Annotated in this window: 27 protein-coding genes and 1 pseudogene; 8 read left to right on the top strand and 20 right to left on the bottom strand. The window is 55.7% G+C overall.

Annotated elements, in window-relative coordinates; translation table 11 throughout:
• From spoT to gmk, 3 genes are read right to left on the bottom strand one after another with little or no spacing between them, the layout of a single operon-like run.
• Entirely contained in the window at positions 1-2,109 is a 2,109-nt protein-coding gene (gene spoT, locus B3041_RS11420) for a bifunctional GTP diphosphokinase/guanosine-3',5'-bis pyrophosphate 3'-pyrophosphohydrolase (RefSeq protein WP_039381317.1), read from the bottom strand.
• A gap of 20 nt (positions 2,110-2,129) precedes the next feature.
• Entirely contained in the window at positions 2,130-2,405 is a 276-nt protein-coding gene (gene rpoZ, locus B3041_RS11425; protein ID WP_013511051.1) for a DNA-directed RNA polymerase subunit omega, read from the bottom strand.
• Between the two features lie 57 nt (positions 2,406-2,462).
• Positions 2,463-3,086 (bottom strand): guanylate kinase, encoded by a 624-nt coding sequence (gene gmk, locus B3041_RS11430; protein WP_065648400.1) that lies wholly within the window; start codon positions 3,084-3,086, stop codon positions 2,463-2,465.
• 237 nt (positions 3,087-3,323) lie between these two features.
• Here gmk and ligB point away from each other — a divergent pair.
• Positions 3,324-5,060, top strand: a pseudogene (gene ligB, locus B3041_RS11435) (NAD-dependent DNA ligase LigB); the annotation flags it as partial.
• On the opposite strand, the gene B3041_RS11440 reads toward ligB, so the two are convergent.
• The 6 genes from B3041_RS11440 to B3041_RS11465 form a co-directional block, all read right to left on the bottom strand.
• On the bottom strand, positions 5,007-5,624 hold the full coding sequence (locus tag B3041_RS11440; RefSeq protein ID WP_075050760.1) for a trimeric intracellular cation channel family protein: 618 nt from the start codon (positions 5,622-5,624) through the stop codon (positions 5,007-5,009). The pseudogene ligB and the gene B3041_RS11440 overlap by 54 nt on opposite strands.
• Before the next feature lie 304 nt (positions 5,625-5,928).
• Positions 5,929-6,573 carry an oligosaccharide flippase family protein gene (locus tag B3041_RS11445; RefSeq protein ID WP_167350664.1) on the bottom strand — a complete coding sequence of 215 codons (645 nt, stop codon included), beginning with the start codon at positions 6,571-6,573 and terminating at the stop codon, positions 5,929-5,931.
• Between the two features lie 73 nt (positions 6,574-6,646).
• A complete protein-coding gene (locus B3041_RS11450) occupies positions 6,647-6,913 on the bottom strand; it encodes a hypothetical protein (RefSeq protein ID WP_065648403.1) in 267 nt (88 codons plus the stop codon).
• 433 nt (positions 6,914-7,346) lie between these two features.
• Positions 7,347-7,742 carry a polyketide cyclase gene (locus B3041_RS11455; RefSeq protein WP_065648404.1) on the bottom strand — a complete coding sequence of 132 codons (396 nt, stop codon included), beginning with the start codon at positions 7,740-7,742 and terminating at the stop codon, positions 7,347-7,349.
• 372 nt (positions 7,743-8,114) lie between these two features.
• A complete protein-coding gene (gene lpxP / locus B3041_RS11460) occupies positions 8,115-9,038 on the bottom strand; it encodes a kdo(2)-lipid IV(A) palmitoleoyltransferase (protein ID WP_065648405.1) in 924 nt (307 codons plus the stop codon).
• A gap of 408 nt (positions 9,039-9,446) precedes the next feature.
• Positions 9,447-10,310: a YicC/YloC family endoribonuclease gene (locus B3041_RS11465; RefSeq protein WP_065648406.1), complete on the bottom strand. Its 864-nt coding sequence runs from the start codon at positions 10,308-10,310 to the stop codon at positions 9,447-9,449.
• A gap of 133 nt (positions 10,311-10,443) precedes the next feature.
• Here B3041_RS11465 and B3041_RS11470 point away from each other — a divergent pair, with 133 nt between their 5' ends.
• The 3 genes from B3041_RS11470 to pyrE all read left to right on the top strand — a co-directional run bounded on the left by B3041_RS11470 (position 10,444) and on the right by pyrE (position 12,367).
• Positions 10,444-10,860 carry a DUF3574 domain-containing protein gene (locus tag B3041_RS11470; RefSeq protein ID WP_292972728.1) on the top strand — a complete coding sequence of 139 codons (417 nt, stop codon included), beginning with the start codon at positions 10,444-10,446 and terminating at the stop codon, positions 10,858-10,860.
• Between the two features lie 98 nt (positions 10,861-10,958).
• Entirely contained in the window at positions 10,959-11,675 is a 717-nt protein-coding gene (gene rph, locus B3041_RS11475; RefSeq protein WP_065648408.1) for a ribonuclease PH, read from the top strand.
• Positions 11,676-11,725: 50 nt separating this feature from the next.
• Complete coding sequence (pyrE, locus tag B3041_RS11480) at positions 11,726-12,367, top strand: orotate phosphoribosyltransferase (RefSeq protein WP_039381285.1); 642 nt, start codon at positions 11,726-11,728, stop codon at positions 12,365-12,367.
• A gap of 74 nt (positions 12,368-12,441) precedes the next feature.
• On the opposite strand, the gene slmA is transcribed toward pyrE, so the two are convergent.
• From slmA to coaBC, 3 genes are all read right to left on the bottom strand, one after another.
• A complete protein-coding gene (gene slmA, locus B3041_RS11485; protein ID WP_292972734.1) occupies positions 12,442-13,038 on the bottom strand; it encodes a nucleoid occlusion factor SlmA in 597 nt (198 codons plus the stop codon).
• A 112-nt stretch (positions 13,039-13,150) separates the two neighbouring features.
• On the bottom strand, positions 13,151-13,609 hold the full coding sequence (dut, locus tag B3041_RS11490; protein ID WP_065648410.1) for a dUTP diphosphatase: 459 nt from the start codon (positions 13,607-13,609) through the stop codon (positions 13,151-13,153).
• The gene (gene coaBC, locus B3041_RS11495) at positions 13,587-14,807 is read right to left on the bottom strand and encodes a bifunctional phosphopantothenoylcysteine decarboxylase/phosphopantothenate--cysteine ligase CoaBC (protein WP_065648411.1); all 1,221 of its coding nucleotides are present in this window, start codon (positions 14,805-14,807) and stop codon (positions 13,587-13,589) included. The genes dut and coaBC overlap by 23 nt, the downstream gene beginning before the upstream one ends.
• Positions 14,808-14,996: 189 nt before the next feature.
• On the opposite strand from coaBC, the gene radC reads away from it, so the two are divergent.
• From radC to mutM, 4 genes are all read left to right on the top strand, one after another.
• Positions 14,997-15,653, top strand: coding sequence for a RadC family protein (gene radC, locus B3041_RS11500; protein WP_065648412.1), 657 nt, complete (start codon positions 14,997-14,999; stop codon positions 15,651-15,653).
• A gap of 243 nt (positions 15,654-15,896) precedes the next feature.
• The gene (rpmB, locus tag B3041_RS11505; RefSeq protein WP_010616494.1) at positions 15,897-16,133 is read left to right on the top strand and encodes a 50S ribosomal protein L28; all 237 of its coding nucleotides are present in this window, start codon (positions 15,897-15,899) and stop codon (positions 16,131-16,133) included.
• An 11-nt stretch (positions 16,134-16,144) separates the two neighbouring features.
• Positions 16,145-16,312, top strand: coding sequence for a 50S ribosomal protein L33 (rpmG, locus tag B3041_RS11510; RefSeq protein ID WP_001051798.1), 168 nt, complete (start codon positions 16,145-16,147; stop codon positions 16,310-16,312).
• Between the two features lie 78 nt (positions 16,313-16,390).
• Entirely contained in the window at positions 16,391-17,200 is an 810-nt protein-coding gene (gene mutM, locus B3041_RS11515) for a bifunctional DNA-formamidopyrimidine glycosylase/DNA-(apurinic or apyrimidinic site) lyase (RefSeq protein WP_292974242.1), read from the top strand.
• On the opposite strand, the gene coaD is transcribed toward mutM, so the two are convergent.
• The 8 genes from coaD to B3041_RS11555 all read right to left on the bottom strand — a co-directional run bounded on the left by coaD (position 17,201) and on the right by B3041_RS11555 (position 25,372).
• Complete coding sequence (coaD, locus tag B3041_RS11520) at positions 17,201-17,686, bottom strand: pantetheine-phosphate adenylyltransferase (protein WP_065648414.1); 486 nt, start codon at positions 17,684-17,686, stop codon at positions 17,201-17,203. It abuts the gene before it with no gap.
• Positions 17,683-18,459, bottom strand: a complete 777-nt coding sequence (locus B3041_RS11525) for a glycosyltransferase family 2 protein (protein WP_292974244.1) — start codon at positions 18,457-18,459, stop codon at positions 17,683-17,685. Before B3041_RS11525 ends, coaD begins: the two co-directional genes overlap by 4 nt.
• Positions 18,460-18,462: 3 nt before the next feature.
• A complete protein-coding gene (gene waaA, locus B3041_RS11530; RefSeq protein WP_065648416.1) occupies positions 18,463-19,737 on the bottom strand; it encodes a lipid IV(A) 3-deoxy-D-manno-octulosonic acid transferase in 1,275 nt (424 codons plus the stop codon).
• An 85-nt stretch (positions 19,738-19,822) separates the two neighbouring features.
• The gene (locus B3041_RS11535; protein WP_292974246.1) at positions 19,823-20,956 is read right to left on the bottom strand and encodes a glycosyltransferase family 4 protein; all 1,134 of its coding nucleotides are present in this window, start codon (positions 20,954-20,956) and stop codon (positions 19,823-19,825) included.
• Positions 20,949-22,025, bottom strand: a complete 1,077-nt coding sequence (rfaQ, locus tag B3041_RS11540; protein ID WP_065648418.1) for a putative lipopolysaccharide heptosyltransferase III — start codon at positions 22,023-22,025, stop codon at positions 20,949-20,951. Before rfaQ ends, B3041_RS11535 begins: the two co-directional genes overlap by 8 nt.
• A 72-nt stretch (positions 22,026-22,097) precedes the next feature.
• Positions 22,098-23,099: a glycosyltransferase gene (locus B3041_RS11545; RefSeq protein ID WP_075050716.1), complete on the bottom strand. Its 1,002-nt coding sequence runs from the start codon at positions 23,097-23,099 to the stop codon at positions 22,098-22,100.
• Positions 23,096-24,205, bottom strand: coding sequence for a glycosyltransferase family 9 protein (locus B3041_RS11550; protein ID WP_065648419.1), 1,110 nt, complete (start codon positions 24,203-24,205; stop codon positions 23,096-23,098). The genes B3041_RS11545 and B3041_RS11550 overlap by 4 nt, the downstream gene beginning before the upstream one ends.
• 42 nt (positions 24,206-24,247) lie before the next feature.
• The gene (locus B3041_RS11555) at positions 24,248-25,372 is read right to left on the bottom strand and encodes a glycosyltransferase (protein ID WP_065648420.1); all 1,125 of its coding nucleotides are present in this window, start codon (positions 25,370-25,372) and stop codon (positions 24,248-24,250) included.
• Between the last annotated feature and the right edge of the window lie 289 nt (positions 25,373-25,661).

Below are 25,661 nucleotides of genomic sequence, written 5' to 3' on the forward strand. Positions count from 1 at the left end.
TTAATTACGGTTACGGTGGACTTTGATTACATCCGGCATCACGCGAATTTTACGCATAATGTTTGCCAGATGAACGCGGTCGTTAGCAGTCAGACGGATAAAGGCGCTGTAAACGCGGCCGTCGCGCTCTTCAGTATTCAGGCTCTGAATATTCGACCCCGCCGTGTTGATGGCGGCGGTGAGATTCGCCAGCGCCCCCTGGTGGTTAAACATATCCACCTTAATCTCCGCGACGAACTCCTGATCGGTCACTTTATCCCACTCTACTGCCATAAACTTCTCGGGCTCTTTCTGGTAGCCACGGATATTACGACAGGATTCATGGTGCACGACCAGGCCTTTGCCGGGACTGACGTGCGCGACAATCGGGTCGCCGGGGATAGGACGGCAGCACTTGGCAAAGGTGATCAGTACGCCATCGGCGCCTTTGATCGGCAGTTTTTTGCTGCGCTTGCTGCTTTGCGCCGCATCTGCAGCGGACTGCAGCAGGTTTTTCGCCACAACCACGCTCATGGCGTTGCCCAGACCAATTTCAGCCAGCAGATCGTCCATGCTGGCGAGCTTCATACGCTCCAGCTCCAGCTGCACGTTTTCTGCCGGTATTTCAGCCAGCTTTTTACTGCCGCCCAGCGCATGGCTCAGCAGACGACGCCCGAGGTTAACGGAATCTTCGCGTTTGAGGTTTTTCAGCAGCTGGCGGATCTTGGCGCGCGCTTTTGAGCTGACCACAAAGTTGAGCCAGGCGGCGTTCGGGCGTGCGCCGGGCGCGGTGATAATCTCGATGGTCTGTCCGCTGGTGAGCGGCTGTGACAGCGGATAGGGCTGGCGATCGACGCGCGCACCGACACAGGCGTGGCCAATGTCGGTATGTACCGCATAGGCGAAATCCACCGGCGTCGCACCGGCTGGCAGCTCAACGATGCGGCCTTCAGGCGTAAACACGTAGATCTCATCCGGGAAGAGATCGGATTTAACGCTTTCGATAAATTCAAATGAGCTGCCGGCGCTTTGCTGCAGCTCCAGCAGGCTCTGCAGCCAGCGCTGAGCGCGGATCTGTGCGGTCGTGCCGCTTTCACCCGCTTCTTTATAGGCCCAGTGGGCGGCCACCCCCATCTCTGCCATCTGATCCATATCTTCAGTACGGATCTGCACCTCAACCGGCACGCCGTGCGGTCCAATCATTGAGGTATGCAGAGATTGATAGCCGTTAGCTTTGGGGATGGCGATATAATCTTTCACGCGTCCGGGACGCGGTTTATACAGGCTGTGCATCTGACCCAGCACGCGATAGCAGGTATCGAGATCTTTCACTACCACGCGGAACGCGTAGATATCCATAATCGAGTGAAAACGCTGCTCTTTCAGATGCATTTTGCGGTAGATGGAGTAAAGATGCTTTTCACGACCGCTGACGCGGCAGGGAATACCCGCCTCCAGCAGACGCCCGTCAATTTCTGACAGGATCTTCTGAATCATCTCTTTACGGTTACCGCGCGCCGCTTTTACCACCTCTTTAATCACGCGAAAACGGTTAGGATAGAGCGCTTCAAATCCCAGCTCTTCCAGTTCTGTTTTCAGATGATGAATACCAAGACGGTGCGCCAGCGGGCTGTAAATTTCCAGCGTCTCCAGCGCAATGCGCCGTTTTTTATCCGGACGCAGCGCGCCCAGCGTGCGCATGTTGTGCGTGCGGTCAGCCAGCTTGATCAGAATGACGCGGATATCCTGCACCATCGCCATGATCATTTTACGGAAGTTTTCTGCCTGCGCTTCTTTCTTGTCGCGGAACTTCAGCTTGTCGAGCTTGGATACGCCTTCCACCAGTTCAGCCACGCTCTTGCCAAACAGCTGTTCCATATCCTGGTAGGTGGCAGGGGTATCTTCGATCACATCATGCAGCAGCGCGGCCATCAGTGTTTCATGGTCGAGCTTCATTTCAGCCAGAATGCAGGCCACGGCAACAGGATGGGTGATGTAAGGCTCACCGCTGGAACGAGTCTGTCCCTCGTGAGCATCACGTGCGACAAGGTAGGCTTGCTTGAGGCGCTTGATTTGCTCCTCAGGCAAGTATTTTTCAATCAGCTGATTGAGGCTTTCAAACAGATACAAGGTTGACCTGCAGAGTGCGGTTAACGACGACCTTCAGCGATAGCGGTAACGGCTTGCAACTCAGCGGCTTCCTGCTCTTGCTGTTCCTGACGATCACGCACATCCAGAATCTGGTTGGTGATCAGGCCTTCTTCGATTTCGCGCAGGGCGATAACGGTGGCTTTATCGTTCTCTTCCGGAACCAGCGGGTCTTTGCCGCCTACCTGCATCTGACGTGCACGACGTGCAGCGACCAACACCAGGTCAAAACGGTTACCAATTTTCTCTACTGCGTCCTGAACGGTTACGCGTGCCATAGGTGTGCTACTCCACAGATGATGAAGAAATGACTGGGCATAATACTGAAACTGAATTCAGACTGCCAATAGTTTGCTGATTAAAGCATCATGACGCGCTTTCTGGCGTCCCATACGCAGGCGTTCTGCGCGAATAATGGTTTTCAGATCGGACAGGGCCAGATCGAAATCATCATTAACAATCAGGTAATCGTATTCAGCATAGTGGCTCATTTCCGCCACGGCCTGCGCCATGCGGCGCGCAATAACCTCTTCGCTATCCTGCCCGCGGCCGCGCAGACGACGATCCAGCTCTTCGGTCGACGGCGGCAGGACAAAAATGCTGCGTGCTGCGGGCATTCTGCTGCGGATCTGCTGCGCGCCCTGCCAGTCGATGTCCAGAAACACGTCCACGCCGGTGGCCAGAACCTGCTCAATCGCGGCGCGCGAGGTGCCGTAATAGTTGCCAAACACTTCGGCATGCTCGAGGAACGCATCCTCAGCGATCATGCTTTCAAATTCAGCTTTGGATACAAAAAAGTAGTGCTCACCATGCGCTTCGCCAGGCCGCATGTCGCGGGTGGTATGCGATACCGACACCTGTGTGTCGTAGAGCGGTTGTGTCTTTAACAGCGCCTGAATCAGGCTGGATTTACCCGCGCCGCTGGGGGCGGAAACAATATAAAGCGTGCCTTGAGCCATGGTTATCTTGAATTGAGTAAAGAGCGAAGTCGATTTCCTGCACAGTATACACGGGTCAGGGCCACCACGCAGCGTTTGCCGCGCAGGTAAAGCAATTCTTTTCTGCGAACGGGCGCAAACCACGCAGTAACAGACAGTAAAACGCCGGATTTGTGCGCGAGCGCTGTTCCACGCATTGCGCAGGCTACTGGCAATCACCACTGCCGCGCGCTCCAATCAGCAAAAAGGAGAGCGGTAATGAAACGATGGCTGTGGTTAGGTCTCTGCCTGCTGAATACAGAAAGCCGGGGAGAAGCGCTGTGTCCTGTCTGGTCACCCATGCGGGCACAACAGGAGATAACGCGTCTGCAGCAACAGCTGCGTCACTGGGATAACGCTTACTACCAGCAGGGGGCATCGCCGGTGAGCGATGATGACTATGACAGTCTGCTCTCCCGGTTACAGCAGTGGCAACGCTGCTTTATACCCGGTGCGCCGTTACATGAAACCGCACTTCCGGCCAGCCGTGGCACACCGCACCCGGTTGCCCATACCGGAGTACGCAAGCTGCGCGACAGGCTGGCGGTTGCTTACTGGATGCAGCATAAATCCGCGCTCTGGGTCCAGCCCAAAGTGGATGGCGTGGCCGTCACGCTGGTCTATCGTCACGGCAGGCTGACGTCGCTTATCAGCCGCGGCGACGGGCTGCGCGGCGAAGAGTGGCGGGAAAAAGCGGCGCACATTCCGGCTATTCCCCAGCGGATTGAGACCACGCTGGCAGAAGTCATACTGCAGGGAGAGCTGTTCCTGCAGATGACCGATCATCAGCAGGCACGCGATGGCGGCGCCAATGCCCGTGCGCAGGTGGCCGGAGCCATGATGCGGCGCGAAACCAGTCCGCTGCTGAAACACACCGGGCTGTTTATCTGGGCGTGGCCAGACGGGCCTCCCGATATGGCGGAAAAACTCGCGCAGCTGTCGCGCTGGGGCTTCGATCTTACCCGGCAGTGGAGCCAGCCGGTCAGCGATGAAGAACAGGTTGCCGCCTGGCGCGCGCGCTGGTTCCGCGCTGCGCTGCCGTTTACCACTGATGGCGTAGTGATCCATGCTACGCCTTCTGCTGCCGGTCGCGACTGGCAGCCAGGGCAGGGAAGCTGGTCCGCCGCGTGGAAATACCAGCCTGCTGAAGTCAGCAGCGAAGTGCGTGCCGTCACGTTTTCCGTTGGACGCACCGGAAAAATTGCAGTGGTGCTGCATCTGCAGCCGGTTCAGGCAGAGGATAAAACCGTGCGGCGTATCAGCATTGGCTCCGTCGCACGCTGGCGCGCGCTGGACGTCATCGCCGGCGATCAGGTTACGCTGACGCTGGCCGGGCTGGGGATCCCGCGTCTGGAGCGGGTGATCTGGCGTATAGCAGAACGACACTATCCGCAGCCGCCTGCCAGTGAGGCTTTTCACGCCACCAGCTGTCTGCACATCACGCCAGACTGTCGCGCACAGTTTCTTTCCCGCCTGAGCGGGCTGAGCCAGAAAACGGTGCTGGATATTGCCGGTATGCAGCGCAGCAGCTGGCAGCGTCTGCTACAGCAGGGTGCGCTGACGCACCTTTTTTCATGGCTGATGCTGACGCCAGAGCAGATTGCCGCGGCAGAGGGAATATCGCCGGCACGGGCGCAGCGTATCTGGCTCAGCTTTATGCTGACGCGTCAGCAGCCGCTGCGTCGCTGGATCGCTGCGCTGGGTCTGCCGCTGCCGCGCCGGGCGCTTGCGTCCCTGCCGGATACGCAGTGGGATGAGCTGCTGGCGCGCACCAAAGCTGACTGGCAGCAGCTGCCAGGGATAGGCGACGTACTGGCACAGCGCCTGGTCACCCTGCTGCAGACGCCTCAGCTGCGTGAGCTTATTGCGTTTCTGCAGCAGCAGGGCATTCCGGAAGCCCCCTCACTGCTCGGGATGGGGATAGTTGAAGACCGGCAGGCCGAGACGAAAACGCAGGGCGAGCAGGCGGGCGGTAAAACCAAACAGCAGGGTAATAATCACCACCGCTTCATGCGCCAGCGAGGTTTTCAGCAGCAGTATGTAGATCCAGCCGGACGCGAAGGCGATACCGGCATACAACTCTTTCTGGAACACCAGTGGAATACGGTTGCAGAACATATCGCGCAGCACGCCACCAAATACGCCGGTGATAACCGCAGCAATTGCGGCAATGATCGCGGCATGGCCGGAATCCAGCGCGACCTGAGCACCAATAATAGAGAACACCACCAGTCCCAGCGCATCAAGTACCAGAAACACTTTGCGCAAATGGTTCATCAGCGGGGCAACAAAGGTAGTGACCACCGCCGCCGCTGCAACGATCATGATGTATTCCGGATGCTTTACCCAGCCGAGCGGGTAGTGACCCAGCAGAATATCGCGCACCGAACCGCCGCCGATTGCAGTGACAGAAGCGATGATAATGACGCCAAACAGATCCATTTTGCGCCGGCCTGCGGCCAGCGCTCCGGTCATCGCTTCAGCAGTGATGCCGATAAGGTAGAGAACAGTTAATAGCATGAGGTACTCCAGCAGTCTGGCCGGCAAGGCTATAGCCTGGATACCTCAGAGACTACTGAGTTTTTTTCAACTGAACGCTATCGGATTAGAATAGTTAATGTGAGGGCTCAATAAAGGCAGGTGCAGTAGGGAAGAAACAGAGTGCATCATTTTTAGTGATAAAAAAATATGATGCAGCAGCACGTTTTTTCAGAAAAGAAATGATGGGATTGCCTGCAGCGCAGAAAAGAAAAAAGCGTGCTGTTAACCAGCACGCGAATGCATCGGACAGATGCCCAGAGCCCACCATACAGACTTGTTGTTATTATCCGTTTCTTGCTCGCACGCTGGCGAATTCTTTCAGGCTAAAACGGTACGCAGGCTGAAACCAGGCGCGACCGTAGTAGCAACAGAGCAGCATTCTGACGGAGACCAGTGCAAGGTATCCCCAGACCGCGCAGAGCGCCGACGGCATCAGCCACACCGTAAAGAGTGTTGCCGCCAGGCCCGCTGCTACCGACGTGATCTCGGTAAAAGCGATACGCGTAAACTGCTTTTCCCGCTGCAGGATAGCCCGGTAGTGCTGCCCCTGCGGGATAATAATAAATATTACCGACATCATCTCCAGCATAACCGCAAGCTGCGGCTGCTGCGCTACAGCGCTATAAATATCACTGCCAATAAACAATGCTGCAAAAATAAATAAGCCGGTAAAAATACTTCCCCAGTAAAGAACGGACAGTTCGCTATTATTAAAGCTTATTTTGCGAATAATTTTATTATTAAAGCCGCGATCGGCAAGTGTATCGATAACCAGCAGAGTCAATATGGCTATAACCAGCAGGTTTAATTCATTCGCCTGCAGAGTTTGCGCCAGCAGCGTCAATTGTAAGACGCCAATGCCAATAATTTTTGCTGAAGAGAGAAGCGACCATTTGGCGCTGGACAGTTCTCTTTCACGTATCGCCACAGTATGCTCATTATGGTACATGTACCATTACAGTTAAGAAATTGTACAGAGCAGAAGGGGTATGCCCTGCACCTTAGTGCAGCACATCCTGACGCAGCCCTGAAATACCTTTCAGGGTTTGCCATTTATGAATGCACTGCAGCAAATGGTGTTCTGAAAATAGTGTAATACTGCAGGCATCTATTATTTCTTTTGTCCGCACGGTATCTCCTCCAATACGGAGGAAATCCGTGAGATCGTTATAAAATCCTTTTGTATTATTATAATCCCCGGCCAGCATCCGTCTGGCAATCTCAACAAATTCTTTTTCTGATAACAAAGGATAAGTTGAGCGATCCATGTTTTTCCCTGTTTTTATTATTAAGTCTTGCTGTGTGTGAATACGTTATACAGTTTTTTATTTAATTTAACACCATGAGAAAATTCTTATAAACAGACTTCAGGAATTAATGGTTTCAGACTATGCATTAAAATAGTTAAGCAGTGATGTTTCTGACTAATTAATCTTTTCAGGAAATTGTCTTATCGGCCGCAGTTACTGAATGTGAAATGATATAAATGTTCTTTTATATCAACGCTTTTCTTTGATCGCACTGCACCGTCAACCAGGAATTTTCCCGTTAACGACGCTTTAGCTATCCTGGGGATGCAGCGCTGAAATGTTATAAACAACCATGAAACAGTTAAGGAGTATTGCGCAAAAAAAATGCAATTTTTTTTGCCATTGCGTCCAGCTGTGGCTGGGAAATCAGACGTTATGTAAGTAATTGATTCTAGTGAGTTAAAAGATAAAGTAATCTTTCCAGGTCGGCGCGCAGGGCCGCCACTTCCTGCCCGAAGTGCGCATCAGAAGTAAAAGGCTGACGGTAGAGCACGGCAATAAGTTCAGCCCCCTGGCCGTTGGCAATGACGCGCATTGGCATATAGCGCTCTTTACCGCTGCCGTTATCTGCCCAGTAGTCCATAACGCCAAACGGATTATGTGGCGTAAAACGCAGTTTCAGCGAGTTCTCTCCGCGCCTTGCCCGCCAGTATTGTCCTTCCTGCACCAGCGTTGCGCCGTTCAGGTCGCTTGCCCATTTTGCAAAACAGGCGGGTTGCCAGATAGTTTCATACAGATCCAGCCAGTTACGCGGCACGGTAAGCGTGAGAGTCTGTGAGGGCAGCATGGTGCCTCCTGAGGCAGCCTGATTCAGAGTGATCTCACCCTATCGGAAGCTGACCGGGCTGCCTATGGCGCAACAGGAAAAGTGTGGGGCAGCAGAGGTTTTTTACTGTGTTACCGGGCCTTAAGCCGGGCCAGACAGCCACACGCGCTGGCAACAGAATGGCTGTTTCATACACGTGTTAACCAGAAGAAACAGAATGCTGCCGCTTATATCGGCTTCATGCTGCAGGTGATACGGCTGACGGGCAGCATAATGCGTGTGAAGGGGACGGTTGATCAGCCCGCAGCGGATGCTGTCAGGCCGATCGGCTTTATGACCGGAGTAAGGGTCCGCACGACAGGGGAAACGACGGCGGACGGTTATCCGTGCAGATCAGACGTAAAGAGAGGCTTCACCTGGCGGACGCGTTTTGAAACGACGATGCAGCCACAGGTACTGCTCCGGCGCGCGCAGGATCTCTTTTTCAATTACCTTATTCATATAGGCTGCTGCCGCTGCTTCATCTTCATGCGGATAGCCTTCCAGTTCCGGCTGAATAATGAGCTGGTAACCGGTTTTATCCGGATTACGAATCAGGACAATCGTCAGCATTGCTGGCCGCGCAAGACGAGACAGAACAAAGGTGCCGTTCGTGGTCGCGGCTTTCTCTACCGCAAACAGAGGGGCAAATACGCTGCCTTTCGGACCGTAGTCCTGATCGGGGGCAAACCAGACAGCTTCACCCTGTTTCAGCGCCTGCACCATGCCGCGCAGATCGCGTCGGTCAATCATCGCTTTATTCGAGCGCATACGGCCTTTGGTCTGCGCCCATTCCATCGCCTGATTATTATGCGGACGATACATGGCCATCATTGGCTGACAGAGACCGGTAATACGACCGCCCAGCTCCAGTGACATAAAGTGCACGCCGATAACCATAACGCCGCGCTGCTGATTCTGCGCATTCTGCAGATTAGCGATACCGCTGACGTTAAACAGACGACGGACCCGCGCATCTGACCAGAACCATGCAATACCAGTTTCTGCCAGCGCCATGCCGAGCGACTCAAAGTTGCCGGCAATCATGACCTCTTTCTCTTCTTCATTAATATGCGGGAAGCAGAGTTCAATGTTGCGGCGGGTGATGCGTTCACGCCGCTTGAGGAAATGGCGGGAGAGTTTACCCGCGGTTGCCCCGAGACGGATCAGAACGGGATAGGGAAGCTGCACCAGCAGCCAGAGCACGGCCAGACCGAACCAGGTAAACCAGTAGCGGGGATGCAGCAGTGTGGAGCGAAACTGTCCGGTTTTCTTCATAGCACCTTCATAGGTAGAGTAAATGTAACGCGCTAAGAAGTCGGTCCATGGTTCCTGGTGCGGTACAACTGTAGTAATTACGACCGGCACTTTAGCAAATAGTGCCTTAAGAATTCTGCTAACTTTAGTATCTTTAGGATTGATGGAATTTATGGAACCGGGACATTACCGGCTGCAGGAAGGATGATTTTTCTTTTAAGTCAGTAAAATCAATCAGATAAAATGGCAGCATTCATGCTGAAAATACCGCAGATATGTCAGGACAGGTCAGCAGCAGACACAGCTGTACATCATTGCACGCACAATGCTTACATTGCAAAAGATAAAAAATGGTCTACGGAAGTGAGGCTGCATAAACCCGCTGCTGCGGGCTTATGCAAAGATGCCTTTAATAATGGCAGGCAAACCTTACTCAATGTTCTGAATCTGCTCGCGCATCTGCTCAATCAGCACTTTCAGCTCAATCGCTGAAGCGGTGATATCCGCATTAATCGATTTAGAGGCCAGGGTGTTCGACTCGCGGTTAAACTCCTGCATCATAAAGTCGAGGCGACGGCCGACTGCTTCTTTCTTCTTCAGGATGTTATAGGTCTCTTTAACATGCGCCTCAAGGCGATCCAGCTCTTCAGCCACGTCAACGCGCTGGGCCATCATAACCAGCTCCTGCTCCAGACGATTATTCTCCAGCTGAACGTCCGCCTCTTCCAGCCGGGTCACCAGACGCTCGCGCTGCCATTTCAGTACGTCCGGCATCTGCGCCCGCACTTTGCTGACTTCCTGCGACACGCCGGCGAGACGCTGTTCAATCATCCCCTTCAGCGCATTACCTTCACTTTCGCGCGCTTCGATAAAGTCATCCAGCGCGCCATCAAGCGCCGTCAGCAGCTCAGCATTAATCGCATCCAGATCCTGCTCCGGTGCTGACATCACGCCTGGCCAGCGCAGAATATCCAGCGGATTAATGGCGCCCTCATCGCTCTGCATTTTTACCCAGTTAGCGGCCTGCACCAGCTGTTTTGCCAGCGCTTCATTCAATTGCAGCTCGCCCTGCGCGCCCGGGTCGGCATCAAAACGCAGATGGCACTCAATTTTACCGCGCGTCAGGCGGGCGCGGATACGCTCGCGGATCACCGGCTCCAGGCCGCGGAACTGCTCCGGCAGGCGAATGTAGGTTTCCAGATAGCGCTGGTTCACCGAGCGCAGTTCCCAGGTCGCGCTGCCCCAGCTGCCTTTGGCTTCGCGACGGGCGTAAGCGGTCATACTGCGGATCATAAGCTTGTACTCTTTCAGGGAATGTTCTGCGCATTATAGCGGCGTGCGGTGCAGCGGGATAGGGATAGCAAAACGCTGCTATGGTTAGAACAGGTCTATTCACTCTGAGCAAGCATATTACCTGGCGACTATGATGTCCGATCTGTTTCGTAATCTGTATAAATTCTGGTGCAGCCTGATAGTGCTGTTACTGCTGACCGGTTGTCAGACCACGCCGGCGCGCCTGCAGTCGATCCCGCAGCACAACGCACCGGTGGCGCTGTGTGGCACCGGAGAGATGATGATGCAGACCACGTTGTGGCTGAGTGCAGTACCGGAGCAGGAATGGCAGCTTTTTCTGCGCGATGAGCTGATGCCGCGCTTTGGCGATACGCTGACAAGCTATGACGCCGCAGGAAAGGGAGAGGCGCGCCGGGTAGTGGTACTGCTCTATCCACCGGATGTGGACTTTTCTGCCGTGATTGAGCGCACGCGCGACCGGTATCGTGCGCGCTTTAACGCCAGAACCACTACCCGCATTGATACGCTGGTCTGCGCGGCTGTCCGCTGAGCACAAAGAGAATCGTCGATCTGTCCCACGCACGCGGGACAGTGGCGGCTGAAGTCCGTATAATGCGCAGCCAAACTCAAGCAAGCCGGAGAGAACTTATGCGTCCTGCAGGCCGTAGCACTTCTGAAGTGCGTCCCGTTACCCTTACCCGTCACTACACCAGACACGCCGAAGGCTCAGTGCTGGTTGAATTTGGTGAAACCAAAGTGCTCTGCACCGCGACCGTCGAGGAAGGCGTGCCGCGTTTTCTCAAGGGTAAAGGTCAGGGCTGGGTGACCGCAGAATATGGCATGCTGCCGCGTTCAACCCACAGCCGTATGGCGCGCGAAGCGGCCAAAGGCAAGCAGGGTGGCCGTACGCTGGAGATCCAGCGTCTGATTGCCCGCTCGCTGCGTGCTGCGGTCGATCTCACTGCGCTGGGTGAGTACACCATCACGCTGGATTGCGATGTTATTCAGGCGGATGGCGGCACGCGTACCGCGTCAATCACCGGCGCCTGCGTGGCGCTGGCGGACGCGCTGAACGCGCTGGTTGCCGCGGGTAAGCTGAAGAGCAGCCCGCTGAAAGGTATGGTGGCCGCTATCTCTGTTGGCATCGTGGGCAGTGAGGCGCTGTGCGATCTGGAGTATGTTGAAGACTCCGCAGCGGAAACGGATATGAACGTGGTAATGATGGAAGATGGCCGGATGATCGAGGTGCAGGGCACCGCAGAAGGCGAGCCGTTCAGCCATGAGGAGCTGTTAACACTGCTGGCGCTGGCGCGAGGCGGGATTGAACAGTTGATTCAGGCGCAGAAGGCTGCGCTATCCAGTTGATGTACTAAGGCGACCTCCGGGTCGCCTTTTCTTTATTTGAGGAGTGAGAGATGAAAGCCTGGCAGCGTCAGTTTATTGAATTTGCCCTGAATAAAGGGGTGCTGAAATTTGGTGAGTTTACCCTGAAGTCCGGACGAAAAAGCCCCTATTTTTTTAACGCCGGCCTGTTTAACAGCGGGCGCGACCTGGCCCTGCTGGGGCGTTTCTATGCGCAGGCACTGGTTGACGGCGGCGTCAGCTTTGACCTGCTGTTTGGCCCGGCTTATAAAGGTATTCCCATTGCCACTACCACTGCCGTGGCGCTGGCCGATCATCACGATCGCGATGTGCCCTACTGTTTTAACCGTAAAGAAGCCAAAGATCACGGTGAAGGCGGTTTGCTGGTAGGCAGTCCGCTGGAAGGCAAAGTGATGCTGGTTGATGATGTGATCACCGCCGGTACGGCGATCCGCGAATCGATGGACATTATCAGCGCGCATCACGCCACGCTGGCTGGCGTCCTGATTTCACTCGATCGTCAGGAGCGCGGGCGCGGCGAGATTTCAGCGATTCAGGAAGTGGAGCGCGATTATCACTGTACGGTCACCGCCATTATTACCCTGAGCGATCTGATTGATTATCTGGCAGAGAAGCCGGAGATGGCAGATCATCTGGCAAAAGTGCGCGCTTACCGCAACGAGTACGGTATTTAAAACCGCGCTGCGGCCGCCATCCGCGGCGGCCGCAGAAGACGCTTTCAGGCGCACCTGGCCAGACAGGCAGACGATTAAATCAGCTGCGCGGCTATCAGCGGCCAGCGGCTGTCAAACTCTGCCGTCGGGCTGTAGCGAAATCCGGAACGGACAAAGCGTGACAGCAGGCCTTCGCAGAACGCCAGCAGCTGGCTGGCCAGCAGGGCTTCATCTGTCCGGAATCCCTCTCCGTCGCGGATTTTCTTTTCGCGCATTACCTGACGCATCTGCATCTCAATGCGCTCAAACAGCTGGTTGATACGCTCCTGCAGACGATCCTGTTCGAACATCAGCGCGTGACCGGTCAGGATACGCGTCAGCCCCGGATTACGCTCACCAAATCCCAGAATCAGCTGCGTAATCAGACGCAGCCGTGCCGTGGTCTCTTTTTCATCGTTCAGGATAAGATTGATGCGGGTAATCAGACTGTCTTCGATAAATTCGATCAGACTGTCAAACATCCGTGTCTTGCTGGGGAAGTGGCGGTAGAGAGCCGCCTCGGAGACGCCTACGTTAGCGGCCAGCCTGGCGGTGGTAATTCGCTGGGTGCCATCCCCTGACTCCAGCATCTGCGCCAGCGTCTGCAAAATCTCTTCGCGACGGTTCCTTTTCGCGACTTTTTTCTCTGCCATGACCTTCAACACCCCTGAAATTCATTAAATACAGGCAATACCGGCCTGTCTGCCGCAGGTAATTACCTGCAGCGACATGCGTTAACAAGATGGCTAAATGAAGAGTGGTAACTTACTGACGGCCGGAGTGGCCAAAACCGCCTGCACCGCGATCGCTGGCGTCAAAATCCTCGACCAGATTAAATTCCGCCTGTACCACCGGCACAAACACCAGTTGCGCCAGACGATCGCCCGGCTGCAGGGTAAAGCTCTCCTGACCGCGGTTCCAGACTGAAACCATAAGCTGTCCCTGGTAGTCAGAATCGATCAGGCCGACCAGATTACCGAGCACGATACCGTGCTTGTGGCCGAGGCCGGAGCGCGGCAGGATCACCGCGGCCAGCGTCGGGTCAGCGATGTGAATTGCCAAACCGGTGGGTACCAGCGTGGTCATGCCTGGCGTAATCTCCAGCGCCTCATCAAGACAGGCGCGTAAGTCGAGACCTGCAGAACCAGAGGTGGCGTAAGCGGGCAGCGGAAAGTCGCTGCCTACGCGCGCATCAAGAATTTTAACGTCTATTTTTTTCATCATAACGGCTGACTATCTCGTCTATTAACTGTTGGCCAAGGAGCGACTTATCGCTGAGCGGTAAGCGCTTTTCGCCCTCCTGCCAGAAAAGGTGAAGCGCATTGGTGTCGCTGTTAAATCCCTGACCCGCCTGCGCGACATCGTTAGCGCAAATCAGATCCAGATTTTTCCGTACGCGTTTTTGCCGCGCGTATTCTTCCACATTCCGGGTTTCGGCGGCAAATCCCACCACATAAGGGCGATTTTCCTGCAGTGCTGCCACGCCGGCAACAATGTCCGGGTTCTTCACCAGCTGCAGCGTGACATTATCGTCGTCGCCCTGTTTTTTCATTTTTTCTGCTGCCACGGTTGCCGCGCGATAGTCCGCCACGGCGGCACTGGCGATGAAGATATGCTGCTGACTAATATGCGCCATCACTGCCGCCTGCATCTCCAGCGCGGTTGTGACGTCGATACGCTGCACGCCGGCGGGCACCGGCAGCGTTACCGGACCGGAAACCAGCGTGACGCGGGCACCGCGTCGGGCCGCGGCCGCGGCGATGGCATAGCCCATTTTGCCTGAGCTGTGGTTGCTGATATAGCGCACCGGATCCAGCGCTTCGCGCGTCGGACCTGCGGTAACCATAATACTGAGATGCTGCAGATCGCTGACCGGTTCGGCCCACTCCAGCGCATGCGCCACAATCGCCAGCGGATCGAGCATACGGCCCGGCCCGGTATCGCCGCACGCCTGGCTGCCGCTATCCGGCCCCCAGATCATGACGCCGCGCTGCTGCAGACGCTGCAGATTCTCCTGCGTAATGGCGGCACGGTACATCTGCTGATTCATGGCGGGTACCAGCGCCAGCGGCGCGTCGCTGGCGAGACAGGCAGTGGTCACCAGATCGTTAGCCATACCGGCAGTTATGCGGGCGATTAAATCAGCCGAGGCGGGAGCCAGTACAATCAGGTCCGCCCATTTAGCCAGCTCGATATGGCCCATCGCGGCTTCAGCAGCGGGATCGAGCAGGTCATCAAACACCGGATAGCCGGAGACCGCCTGCAGGCTGAGCGGAGTAATAAAGGCGCGGGCTGCGGAGGTCATCATGACACGCACCTCGGCACCGCGATCGCGCAGACGTCGCACCAGCTCCGGCGCTTTATATGCAGCGATACCGCCGCTGACGCCCAGCAGAATTTTTTTTCCGGCTAATCCAGTCATGTTGTTTGCCTCAACTTAACGCATGATGCCGCACCCGGCGCAGCAGACAGGGCAACTTTATCATAAAACCGTCCGGCCGCCTGTTCACCGGCCGTGCCCTTTGCGAAGCGTCTCTGAAAAGACGAATGCAGGACTGGCATTGCTGACCGCTGGCGCGCATCCTGACTATCAGCCACAGGGAGCAGTGCAATGAATAAACTGGCACCACGGGAAAAACTGATACAGGCGGGCGCAGAAGCGCTAAGTGATGCTGAACTGCTGGCCATCTTTCTGCGTACCGGTACGCGCGGCGTCAGCGTTATGGCGCTGGCCCGGCAGATGCTCAATGAGTTTGGCTCACTTTACCGCATCATGACCGCCAGCGAGCGCGAACTGAGCCTGATTAAAGGCGTTGGCAGAGCAAAGCTGACCCAGCTGCACGCGATAGCAGAGCTGGGACGGCGTTTTTTTGCCAGCCAGCTGGCGCGGGAAAATGTGATGGAGAATCCGCAGGTCACGCGTCACTATCTGCAAAGCGTGCTCGCGCATGAGAAGCGGGAAATTTTTATGGTGCTGTTTCTTGATAACCAGCATCGTGTACTGCAGGCGCAGAAGATGTTTGCCGGCTCAATCAGCAGCGTAGAGGTGCATCCGCGTGAAATTGTGCGGGAGGCGCTGAAACTCAACGCTGCGGCGGTGATTCTGGCGCACAATCATCCTTCGGGACAGGCTGATCCCAGCCGTGCCGATCGCGAGATCACCACAAAAATTGCTCAGGCCTGTGCGCTGCTGAGTATCCGCCTGCTGGACCATCTGGTGATCGGTCACGGCGAGTTTACCTCATTCGCCGAGCGCGGCTGGCTATAGTTTTGCGCCTCAACCGGGCAAAAATGCGGCGTTTTTGCACGATCCAGAGGGATCTTTATCTGTTCGGGACTTGAGCACTTGAGCTGAGCGGCGTATACTACGCCACCTTTGAGAATCTCGGGTTTGGCGTTTGGGCCAGCTTAGCGGGTTCACATGGAACTCGCCTGGCGGGCTAAGGCCTGACGAGGCGGCCAAAACCTATGTTTTTAAAGCTCGAGCTGATTTGATTTTTGGAGAATAGAAATGTCACGAGTCTGCCAGGTAACTGGAAAGCGTCCGGTGACCGGTAACAACCGTTCCCACGCAATGAACGCGACGAAACGCCGTTTCCTGCCGAACCTGCACTCTCACCGTTTCTGGGTTGAGAGCGAGAAGCGCTTCGTTACTCTGCGTGTATCTGCTAAAGGTATGCGTGTTATTGATAAAAAGGGCATCGATACGGTTCTGGCCGAAATCCGCGCCCGTGGTGAGAAGTACTAAGGAACTGAATCATGGCTAAAGGTATTCGTGAGAAGATCAAGCTGGTTTCCTCTGCTGGTACAGGTCACTTCTATACCACCACGAAGAACAAGCGTACTAAACCTGAGAAACTGGAACTGAAAAAGTTCGATCCGGTTGTACGTCAGCACGTGATCTACAAAGAAGCCAAAATTAAGTAATTTTGGTGTTCTTGCGAAAAACCCGGCTCCGGCCGGGTTTTTTGTTTGTGCGCTATGTCAACACGTTGAGGAGATGCGATGCCTGAATTACCTGAGGTAGAAACCAGCCGACGCGGTATTGAGCCTCACCTGGTGGGGGAAACCATTCTGCACGCTATTGTGCGCAATGCGCGCCTGCGCTGGCCGGTTTCCAGTGAAATCCATGCTCTGAGCGATCAGCCGGTGCTGAGCGTGCAGCGGCGGGCAAAGTATCTGCTGCTGGAGCTGCCGCATGGCTGGATCATCATTCATCTCGGCATGTCCGGCAGCCTGCGCATTCTGCCCGGTGAACAGCCGGCTGAAAAGCATGACCACGTCGATCTGGTCATGAGTAACGGCAAAGTGCTGCGCTATACCGATCCCCGACGTTTTGGTGCGTGGCTCTGGAGCGCCGATCCGGCAGCCAGCAGCGTGCTGTCTCATCTCGGACCGGAGCCGCTGAGTGACGCCTTCAGCGGTGACTATCTGTTTACCCGATCGCGCGGCAAGCGTACCGCCATCAAGCAGTGGCTGATGGACAACAAGATTGTGGTCGGGGTAGGCAATATTTACGCCAGTGAGTCGCTGTTTACCGCCGGTATACTGCCGGATCGGGCGGCGGGAAGCCTGAGTGAAGCGGAAACCACGCTGCTGGCGGACACAATAAAAGCGGTGCTGCTGCGCTCCATTGAGCAGGGAGGCACCACGCTGCGCGACTTTTTACAGACTGACGGTAAGCCAGGCTATTTTGCCCAGCAGCTGCAGGTCTATGGCCGCGCCGGCGAGCCCTGCCGCGCCTGCGGCACGCCGATCCTCAGCGGCCGGCATGGACAGCGCAGCACCTTCTGGTGTCCGCACTGCCAGCACTGATCACGGCTGCTGCAGTCTGGTCAGCAGCGCCTGATGAATGACGGCAGGCAGGAATGCCTGCACGTCGCCGCCGTGACGCGCCACCTCTTTTACCAGCGATGATGACACAAACGAGAAGCCCTGCGACGGCAGCAGAAACACCGTCTCCAGCGCGGGCAGCAGGTGACGATTCATCTGTGCCAGCTGTGATTCATACTCAAAGTCAGCCACCGCCCGCACGCCGCGTACCAGCACGTTCGCCTGCTGCGCCCGGGCAAAATCAGCCATCAGCTCGTTAAAGCCCACCACCTCAACGTTAGTCAGATGTGCAGTGGCCTGACGCGCTAAATCGACGCGTTCATCCAGCGTAAACAGCGGTTTCTTACCGGGGCTGGCGGCAATCGCCACCACCAGCCGATCAAACATGCGGGCCGCGCGCGTGACGATATCAAGGTGTCCGAGCGTCATCGGGTCAAACGTGCCGGGATATATCGCTTTCGTACTCATACGCGACCTTGTGCAGAAGTATGGTGCAGCGCCCAGAGCGCGGCATATTTATTGAACGTATACTGCGCGTTAACCACTGCCAGGATCCAGCCCTGTTTACCATCAAGAAAGCCGGCACGCAGCAGCAGCGTTTTGGCAAAAGCCCCCAGCGTATGAGAGAAAATGGCGAACAGACCGCAGCGCTTGCCGCGCTGAAAACGCTCCTGCGCCCAGGCTTCGGCATAGTTCATCTGTTTACGCTGAAACGTTATCAGATCGCGGCAGGTAAGGTGTGCCAGATCGCCGGGCAGCGTCACTACAGGCGCACCCTGCGTTTCCAGCGACTCATGCACCAGATTGTCGTTATAGCTGAGATGGCGCGGATAGAGGCGCATCACGCGATCCGGATACCAGCCGCTGTGACGCATGAAACGGCCGAGGAAAAAATTGCTGCGGCTGAGGCTATAGACCGTGGCAGAAGGCGGCTGGCACAGCACCTGTTCAATGGCGTGGCGCAGTGCCGGGGTCACGCGCTCGTCAGCATCCAGCATCAGGATCATCTCTCCGGTGGCGAAGGCCTGCGCGCGCTGGCGCTGTTTGCCATAGCCTGCCCACGGCGGGGCTTCATAGACCTGCGCACCCTGCGCCCGGGCAATCTCTGCCGTGGCGTCACTGCTGCCTGAATCAAGCAGGATAATTTCATCGGCCCAGGCAACGGATGCCAGCGCATCAGGCAGAAGTTCAGCTTCATTCCGGGCGATCATCACGACCGAAAGACGTTGGCGTTGTGACATAAATTAGTGTGCTCGCGGTGGCAGATGAGGCTCCAGCAGCTGCAGCAGGCGCTGCAGCGCGCCCTGATTCTGATGTAAAACTTCAACGGCGTGACGGCCATAATAGCGACGATAGTCATCATCCTGCAGCAGGTTGGCGACCTCTTTTTCCAGTGCAGCGGCATCGCTGACTGTGATCAGCCCTTCAGCCTGCTGTAATTTGGCGCAGATATCTTTGAAGTTCCAGGTGTGCGGTCCCATCAGCACCGGGATGGCATGCGCGGCAGGCTCCAGCGGGTTATGACCGCCGCGTTCAACCAGGCTACCGCCGACAAAGGCGAGATCGGCGATGCCATACAGCAGCATCAGCTCACCCATAGTATCGCCAATCACCACTTCTGTATCGGCAGAAGGAACCGCACCGCTGCTGCGCAGGGTAAAAGTAAAACCGCGCTTTTGCGTCAGATGGCACGCATCTTTAAAACGTTCGGGGTGACGCGGGACCAGAATCAGCAGCAGATCGGGAAACTGCTGCAGCAGCTGGCGATGCGCATCCAGCACAATGGCTTCTTCACCTTCGTGCGTGCTGGTCGCAATCCAGACCGGGCGGCGCGATGCCCACTGACGCCGCAGCGTAACGGCTCTGGCCGCCAGCTCTGGCGTCACGGAGATATCAAATTTCAGGCTGCCGGTGACCGCCAGATGCGATCGTTTCAGGCCCAGGCTAAGAAAGCGATCGCCATCTTCGCTATTCTGCGCCGCAATAAGGGTGATGCTCTGCAGCAGATCGCGCATAAAACCGCCCAGCTTTTTATAGCCGCGGGCGGAACGCTCGGAGAGACGGGCGTTGGCGATAACCAGCGGAATGTCGCGCTGGTGCAGGATGCGAATGATATTTGGCCACAGCTCGGTTTCCATGATGATCACCAGGCGCGGATCGACCGTATCCAGAAAACGGTTAATGGCACCGGGCAAATCGTAAGGCAGGTAAACATGGTGCACATCTTTACCAAACGCGGACTGTGCGCGTTCTGAGCCGGTGGGCGTCATGGTGGTCACGGTGATAGGCAGGGACGGATAGCGATGGCGCAGCGCCCGCACCAGCGGTACTGCAGCCAGCGTTTCACCTACCGATACTGAATGCAGCACGATACCGTGCGGCTCAACCTTGCCGGTGCAGTAGCCATACCGCTCTGCCCAGCGTTTACGATAGGCCGGCGCTTTACGACCGCGCAGCCACAGGCGCAGCCAGATAAATGGCTGAATCAGATAGAGCAGGGCGGTATACAGAGTCGTCATAGTTATCGTTACGACATATTCGCGTCAAAAAACCGGAGAAAGGCGGCATACTATCAGAAATTCACCGCCTGCTCACATCACTTCGTCAGCGCTGGCTCAGCACATGCTGATAGAGTGAGGTCAGCGCAGCTGCCAGCCGCTCAGGCCCGTAAGGTTCCACCCGGCGGCGGGCGGCCGCACCCATGCGGTTGTCGACTGACAGCGCAGGCACCGCCAGCACCGCCTCTTTCAACGCGCGGATATCCAGCGCATCACAGACAAAGCCCTCTTCACCGTTGCGGATAAACTCTGCCCCGCCGCAGCCGGTGCTGGTGATCACCGCCAGTCCGCAGGCCATTGCTTCCAGCACTACATTAGGAAACGGGTCGTACAGCGTTGGCAGCAGCAGCGCATCGGCGGCGTGATAGAACGGCTGCACATCCTGCTGGACACCGGCAAAGCGCAGACGGTCGAGACAGTTAAGCTGGTTTGCCAGCTGCTGATAGCGCGACAGCTGCTTATCCTGGCCTACCACAATCAGGTAGCGATCGGTTTGTGCGACAGCTTCGATCGCCGCTTTCAGCCCCTTGCGCTCAAAACCGGAGCCGACGTAGATCAGCACATGAGCGTCCTGCGGCAGCCGCAGCTGCTGGCGTGCCGCATGGCGCAGGCTGGGTGTCGCGGGCTGAAAGCGTTTGCTGTCAATAGCATTGTGGATCACATGAATGTTGCCGGCATCCAGCGTGAAATGGCGCAGGATATCCCGCTTCACCATCTCTGAATTACAGATCACCGCTTTGAGCGACGGAGCATTAAACATCTCCGCTTCAGCCTGCAGCACATAGCGATGATAAGGGCTGAGGGTGGCGCTCAGACGCTGCCACGGGGAGACAATGCGCGAGCGCTGCTCTAACCAGACCCGATGTACGCCGTCACCGGCACGAAAAATATCGCACCCGGCGATGCGCTCGTGGCTCTGAACAAGGTCAAATTGCTCCCGCTCCCAGCAGGCGCGTGCTGCACGTGCGAAGCCGCGCTCGCGGGAGATACGGCCAAACTTTACCGGATTGCAGATGTGCAGATGCCAGGCGGGATTGGGCGTGCCCTGCCAGCTGCGGGTAATGATATTGAGATCCAGCTGCTCGCTATCCAGCGCCTCCAGCGCGCGTGAAATAAAGCGTTCGGCCCCGCCGTCCGGACGATATTTCTGCCGGACGATAGCCAGACGTATTTTATTCATGCAAATAGCTCCTTGCAGCGGTCAGCACATCGGCGACCGGAATCGCGGAAAGATAGCGCTGCTCCGTGCGGGTATCGATCGAGTCGGGCGACGGCAGCGGTGCATAATCACCCGCCCAGATCACCCGGTTATTATTGCCCCACGGGCGCCAGTGCTGCAGCTTCGTCGGCCCAAACAGCGCCAGGCAGGGCGTATCCAGAGCCGCTGCCATATGCATCGGCGCAGAGTCGACACCAATAAACAGTTGCGCCGCGTCGATCAGCGCAGCCAGCTGCGGCAGTGACAGCTGGCCTGCGAGTGACACCACGCGTGAGGTGGAACAGAGCGACTGAATATGCGCTATCATCGCCAGCTCTTTTTTATCCGGTGCAGCAGTCAGTACCAGGGTGTGCCCTTCATCAGAGAGCGCCGCGATCAGCTGCGCCATCTTTTCATCGTCCCAGCATTTAAATACCCAGCGCGACGTAGGCTGCAGCACAATAAACGGGCCGGCGATCTGCTGCTGCGCCAGCAAAGCAGCTACTTTCTGTCGATCCGCCTCGCTGAAATGCATTGACGCAACTGCGTCCGTTACGTCGATACCGAGCGGCGCCAGCGCGCTCATATTTTGCTCGACCGTATGCAGCTGATGATGCTGCGTTGTAGGTACCCGCTGATTGTGGCACCAGCGCCATAAGGCGTTATCACGTTTGCGGTAGGCAAAGCCGATACGCACTGCGGCACCCGACAGGCCGGTAATAATGGCACTGCGCCACTGATCGGCCAGGTTGACCACCAGATCGTAGCGGCAGGCGCGCACGGCGGAGAGTAGCGCCAGTTCATGGCGCAGTTTCTGTAAGCTGCCCTCTTTTTTCCAGCTGCGATCGATAATATGCAGCTGCCGAATTGCCGGATGCGCTTCCAGCATCGGCCGGGTTTCTTTGTAGAGCAGAACATCGATATGCGCATCAGGATAACGCGCGCGCAGCGCATTGATGACAGGTGTTGTCAGCAACATGTCACCATGATGACGCAGTTTGATCACTAAAATAGATTGTGGTGTGAACCGGGCTGGAATCGGGCTTGCCATACTTATTGATCTCAGGATTCAGTGAGCCGATTGTAGGGCAAACCCGAAAGGGGTTAAAGCGAGCAGTGGTGCTTATTTCTGGCGCCATCGGTAAATACGGCTCAGCCACAGCAGCAGCTGATACCACTGCTTCAGGCCGCGCGCGTTGCGCAGCATACGTTTATGCGTCCCTGTACTGAACAGATCGGCCAGCATCGCCTGTCGCGCATCTGCTTCAGGTTCGCGCCGGATAGCGTGACAGACGCTAAGCGCTTCATGCGTGATCTGGTAGTGAAAGACCGGATAGATGCGGATACGGCGGCGATAACGCTGGTTCAGCTCCTCCAGCATCCGGGCAATTTTCAGGTAGTGACGCTGATACTCTACGTTGCGCTGGCCGGTGCGTTTGCGGTTGCTGATGGAGGCATCATGCATGTAATAGCGATAAAGCACGCGATCGGTATAACGCACGCGCGTTGCGTTAAACATAAATTCAGTGGTCCAGGGAATGTCCTGATGATGCAGGCCGGGCTCAAACAGCAGATTGCAGCGCGTAATCAGCTCACGGCGATAGATGCCCAGCCAGACAACGTGCATGTAACGCCGCGTTTTAAGCGCGGTGTTAAGCCACTCAGGACCGCTCAGCACCGCGGTGCTGGTAAGGCGCTCAAGAGGAATAAGCGGTCTGGTACGCTGGCTCGCTTTGAAATACCACTCGGCATTGCATTGCGCCGCATCCAGCTCATCGCGCTCTGCCATCTCCACCAGCGTCTGATACATTGCCGCATCCATGGTGTCATCGGCATCGGGAAAGCTGACGTACTTACCGCGTGCAATGGCCAGACCGGCATTTCTTGCCCGTGACACGCCACCGTTGGCCTGATGGATCACGCGGATGTGCGGATAACGTGCGGCGTAAGCGTCCGCCTGCTCGCCGGAACCGTCGGTTGAGCCATCATCGACAATGATAATCTCAAGGCTGGTCAGCGTCTGCGCTAACAGCGCCTCAAGGCAGGCAGTAAATTCAGTGCCGGCATTGAACATCGGAATGATAAGACTGAGTAATGGTGCGGAATTTTCTGGCTGGGCTGTCATGAGGTCATTTCATTGTTTCGGCGCGCCAGACGCTGCTGCTGTCGGGTGCGAATAAAGTCGTGGATATCGCTCAGCTTACGCTGATCCAGGCTGAAAAGCTGTTCAACCGGATGCGCGAATTCATATTGCGCATCAAAGACAAAAGATGAGGGCGCGATATGGTCGGGACCAATCAGCAGCACATCGCCCAGCGGTCTCTGCTCCTCTACACAGCAGGGGCCATAAATCAGAATAACCGGTACCCGCTGCGCATCGGCAATGTACACATTGCCAGAATCGGAAGCGATATAGAAATCCATTTCGCTGATAACGGCCGGCAGGGCTTCCAGTGATACTTTCCCCACCAGACTGATCAGGTTATCGCGATGCCCCGCTATTTTGAACAACTCCTGAACGCGCGACTGTTCATTCGGTGCACCGAAAGCAAAAAAGGTGCAGTGAAGATCGCTCAGGTGGTCAAACAGGCGTTGCCAGATAGCAGGCGGAATGGTTTTTGCCTGATTACCGGCGGTTACGCTGATACCGATGCGTGTTCCTGCACACGCTGTAATCTCTGCCGGCAGGGCATCAGGTTGCCATAGCGGCAGCGTCGCGTGTTTAGGGTAGCTCTCTTTAGTGAAAGTGCGGTCGGCTAACTTCAGATAGTTTTCAAGGGTCAGCGTATTTTTCTCATGCTGCACCTCGCCGCTTGCAGTGTAATAGAAAAGATTCTGATACCCCTTACGGCGATAGCTGGAGAGAAACTGTTTATTACCCGCATTGCAGCAGGCGGCAATAAACAGATTCAGGTTAGTCGGGTGCAGCAGATATACATTGTCGTAGCGATTGAGCAAATGCCAGACTAATTTGAGCTTTTTAAGCAGGCCGGAACGATACTCTTCGATATACCAGATGTGTTCAAGGGTGGCGTCATGGCTGGCGAGCGGCGCAACACTCTTGCTCAGCAGCGCATCGCTTTTTCCCAGATGCGTTAGCAATGGAGTGATATTAATAAAATCGCCTATCTTGGCGGTCTGAATCACCAGGTTTTTTCCGCTACGCGACTGAAACAGCTTCATTACCCATTTAATCGGGCAAAAAATGATAAATATAATAATGTAGGTCAAGCAATTATCCCCATATTCTGGCCGCACCCCGGTGGGGATGTCTTAATTCGAAACATGGCGTGCCTTTGAAAATGATTTTTCTGTTACAGGATCCAGCTGCAGATATTGCTGACAAATGTTAGCCAGACTATAAATGCTCAAATCGATATGTTGCAAATCAGGGGGATTGGTATACACATCGTGCATTTTTTCTGCCAGCGACGCGGCATTCATATCAGCCAGGCACCGGGACAGTGGGCCGGTCAGGATTTCAGCAGGGCCACCGGGACAGCGTGTACTGACCACCGCCGTGCCACAATGCAACGCTTCAACCAGCACATTACCAAACCCTTCGCTATCTGAGCTCACAATCAGCATATGAGCATGGCGGATCCACGGATAAGGGTTTTGCTGAAAGCCTTCAAAACGGACGCGCTCTGAAATGCCTAAGTCCCGCGCCTGCTGGCGTAACGCATCCAGGAGTTTCGCGCTGCCCTGTCCCAGCAAAATCAGAGGCGCCGTTATGCCGCTACGCGCATAGGCGTCGAGCAAACGGTCCTGACGTTTTGCCTCATGAATACGTCCTACGTGGACAAGATAATCCTGGCCCGCCAGCGGGCAGGGCTCAGCTGCCAGCCGGTCGAGCTGTTCAAAATCGAAAGGATTGAAAATAACGCGGGTCAGGCGCGGTGTGACGCCGACGTTCTCTACCAGATCATTAATAACATGCTGCGATACGCCCACCAGCTGTCGGCCCTGATAGACGTAACGTATTTTTATCTGTTTCAGCCAGCGGGAAAAACCTGTTTTCCGGCCCAGATAGGAGGCAGAAAAAACACCGTGCAGGCAGTACCAGGTTTTCGCTGAATCCAGCGAGCGGGCCCGTCTGACAATACGATCGGTCTTATGTAAATGCGAAAATATTAAATCAAATTTGCCGTTCAGCGCTTCACTCTGGCGTACCGCATCGTCAAGTAACCGCGCACGGCGCACGGTTTCTGTCATTCTTCGCCACGGACGGGAGCTGTGATCGCATACCACCTGATAATCCACGCCTGCAGGAATAGGGTAATCGCAAATTTTTCGCAGAGAGAAGATCGAGACCCGGTGTCCCAGCGAAACGAAACCCTCAGCCAGCGTTAAGACGACTTTTTCGGCGCCGCCACCGGGCAAACCATCGATCACCATTAAAATGCGTTTCGACAAATTATATACCTCTGCCTGCCTGTCAGCTTGCTAATGAAACTGCGCTGCTATCTTTCCGATACGATCAATTTATCGTAAAACACATGGATTATATAAAAATCCAGCCATAACAGCGTGCTGCTGGCCGCTACAGATAAATTCAGCCTGCTTTTTATCCGGACTGGTCTGGTTTAACCAGCACCGGAGTGCTCTTCCCTGGCTCAGACAGCTGCGCTGGAAAAGTTTGCGCCTGCCACGGACGGTGCGTAACATAGTGACGATAATAGTGAAA

It is taken from the genome of Pantoea sp. UBA4549 (assembly GCF_002387285.1).
GTDB classification, from domain to species: domain Bacteria; phylum Pseudomonadota; class Gammaproteobacteria; order Enterobacterales; family Enterobacteriaceae; genus Pantoea; species Pantoea borealis.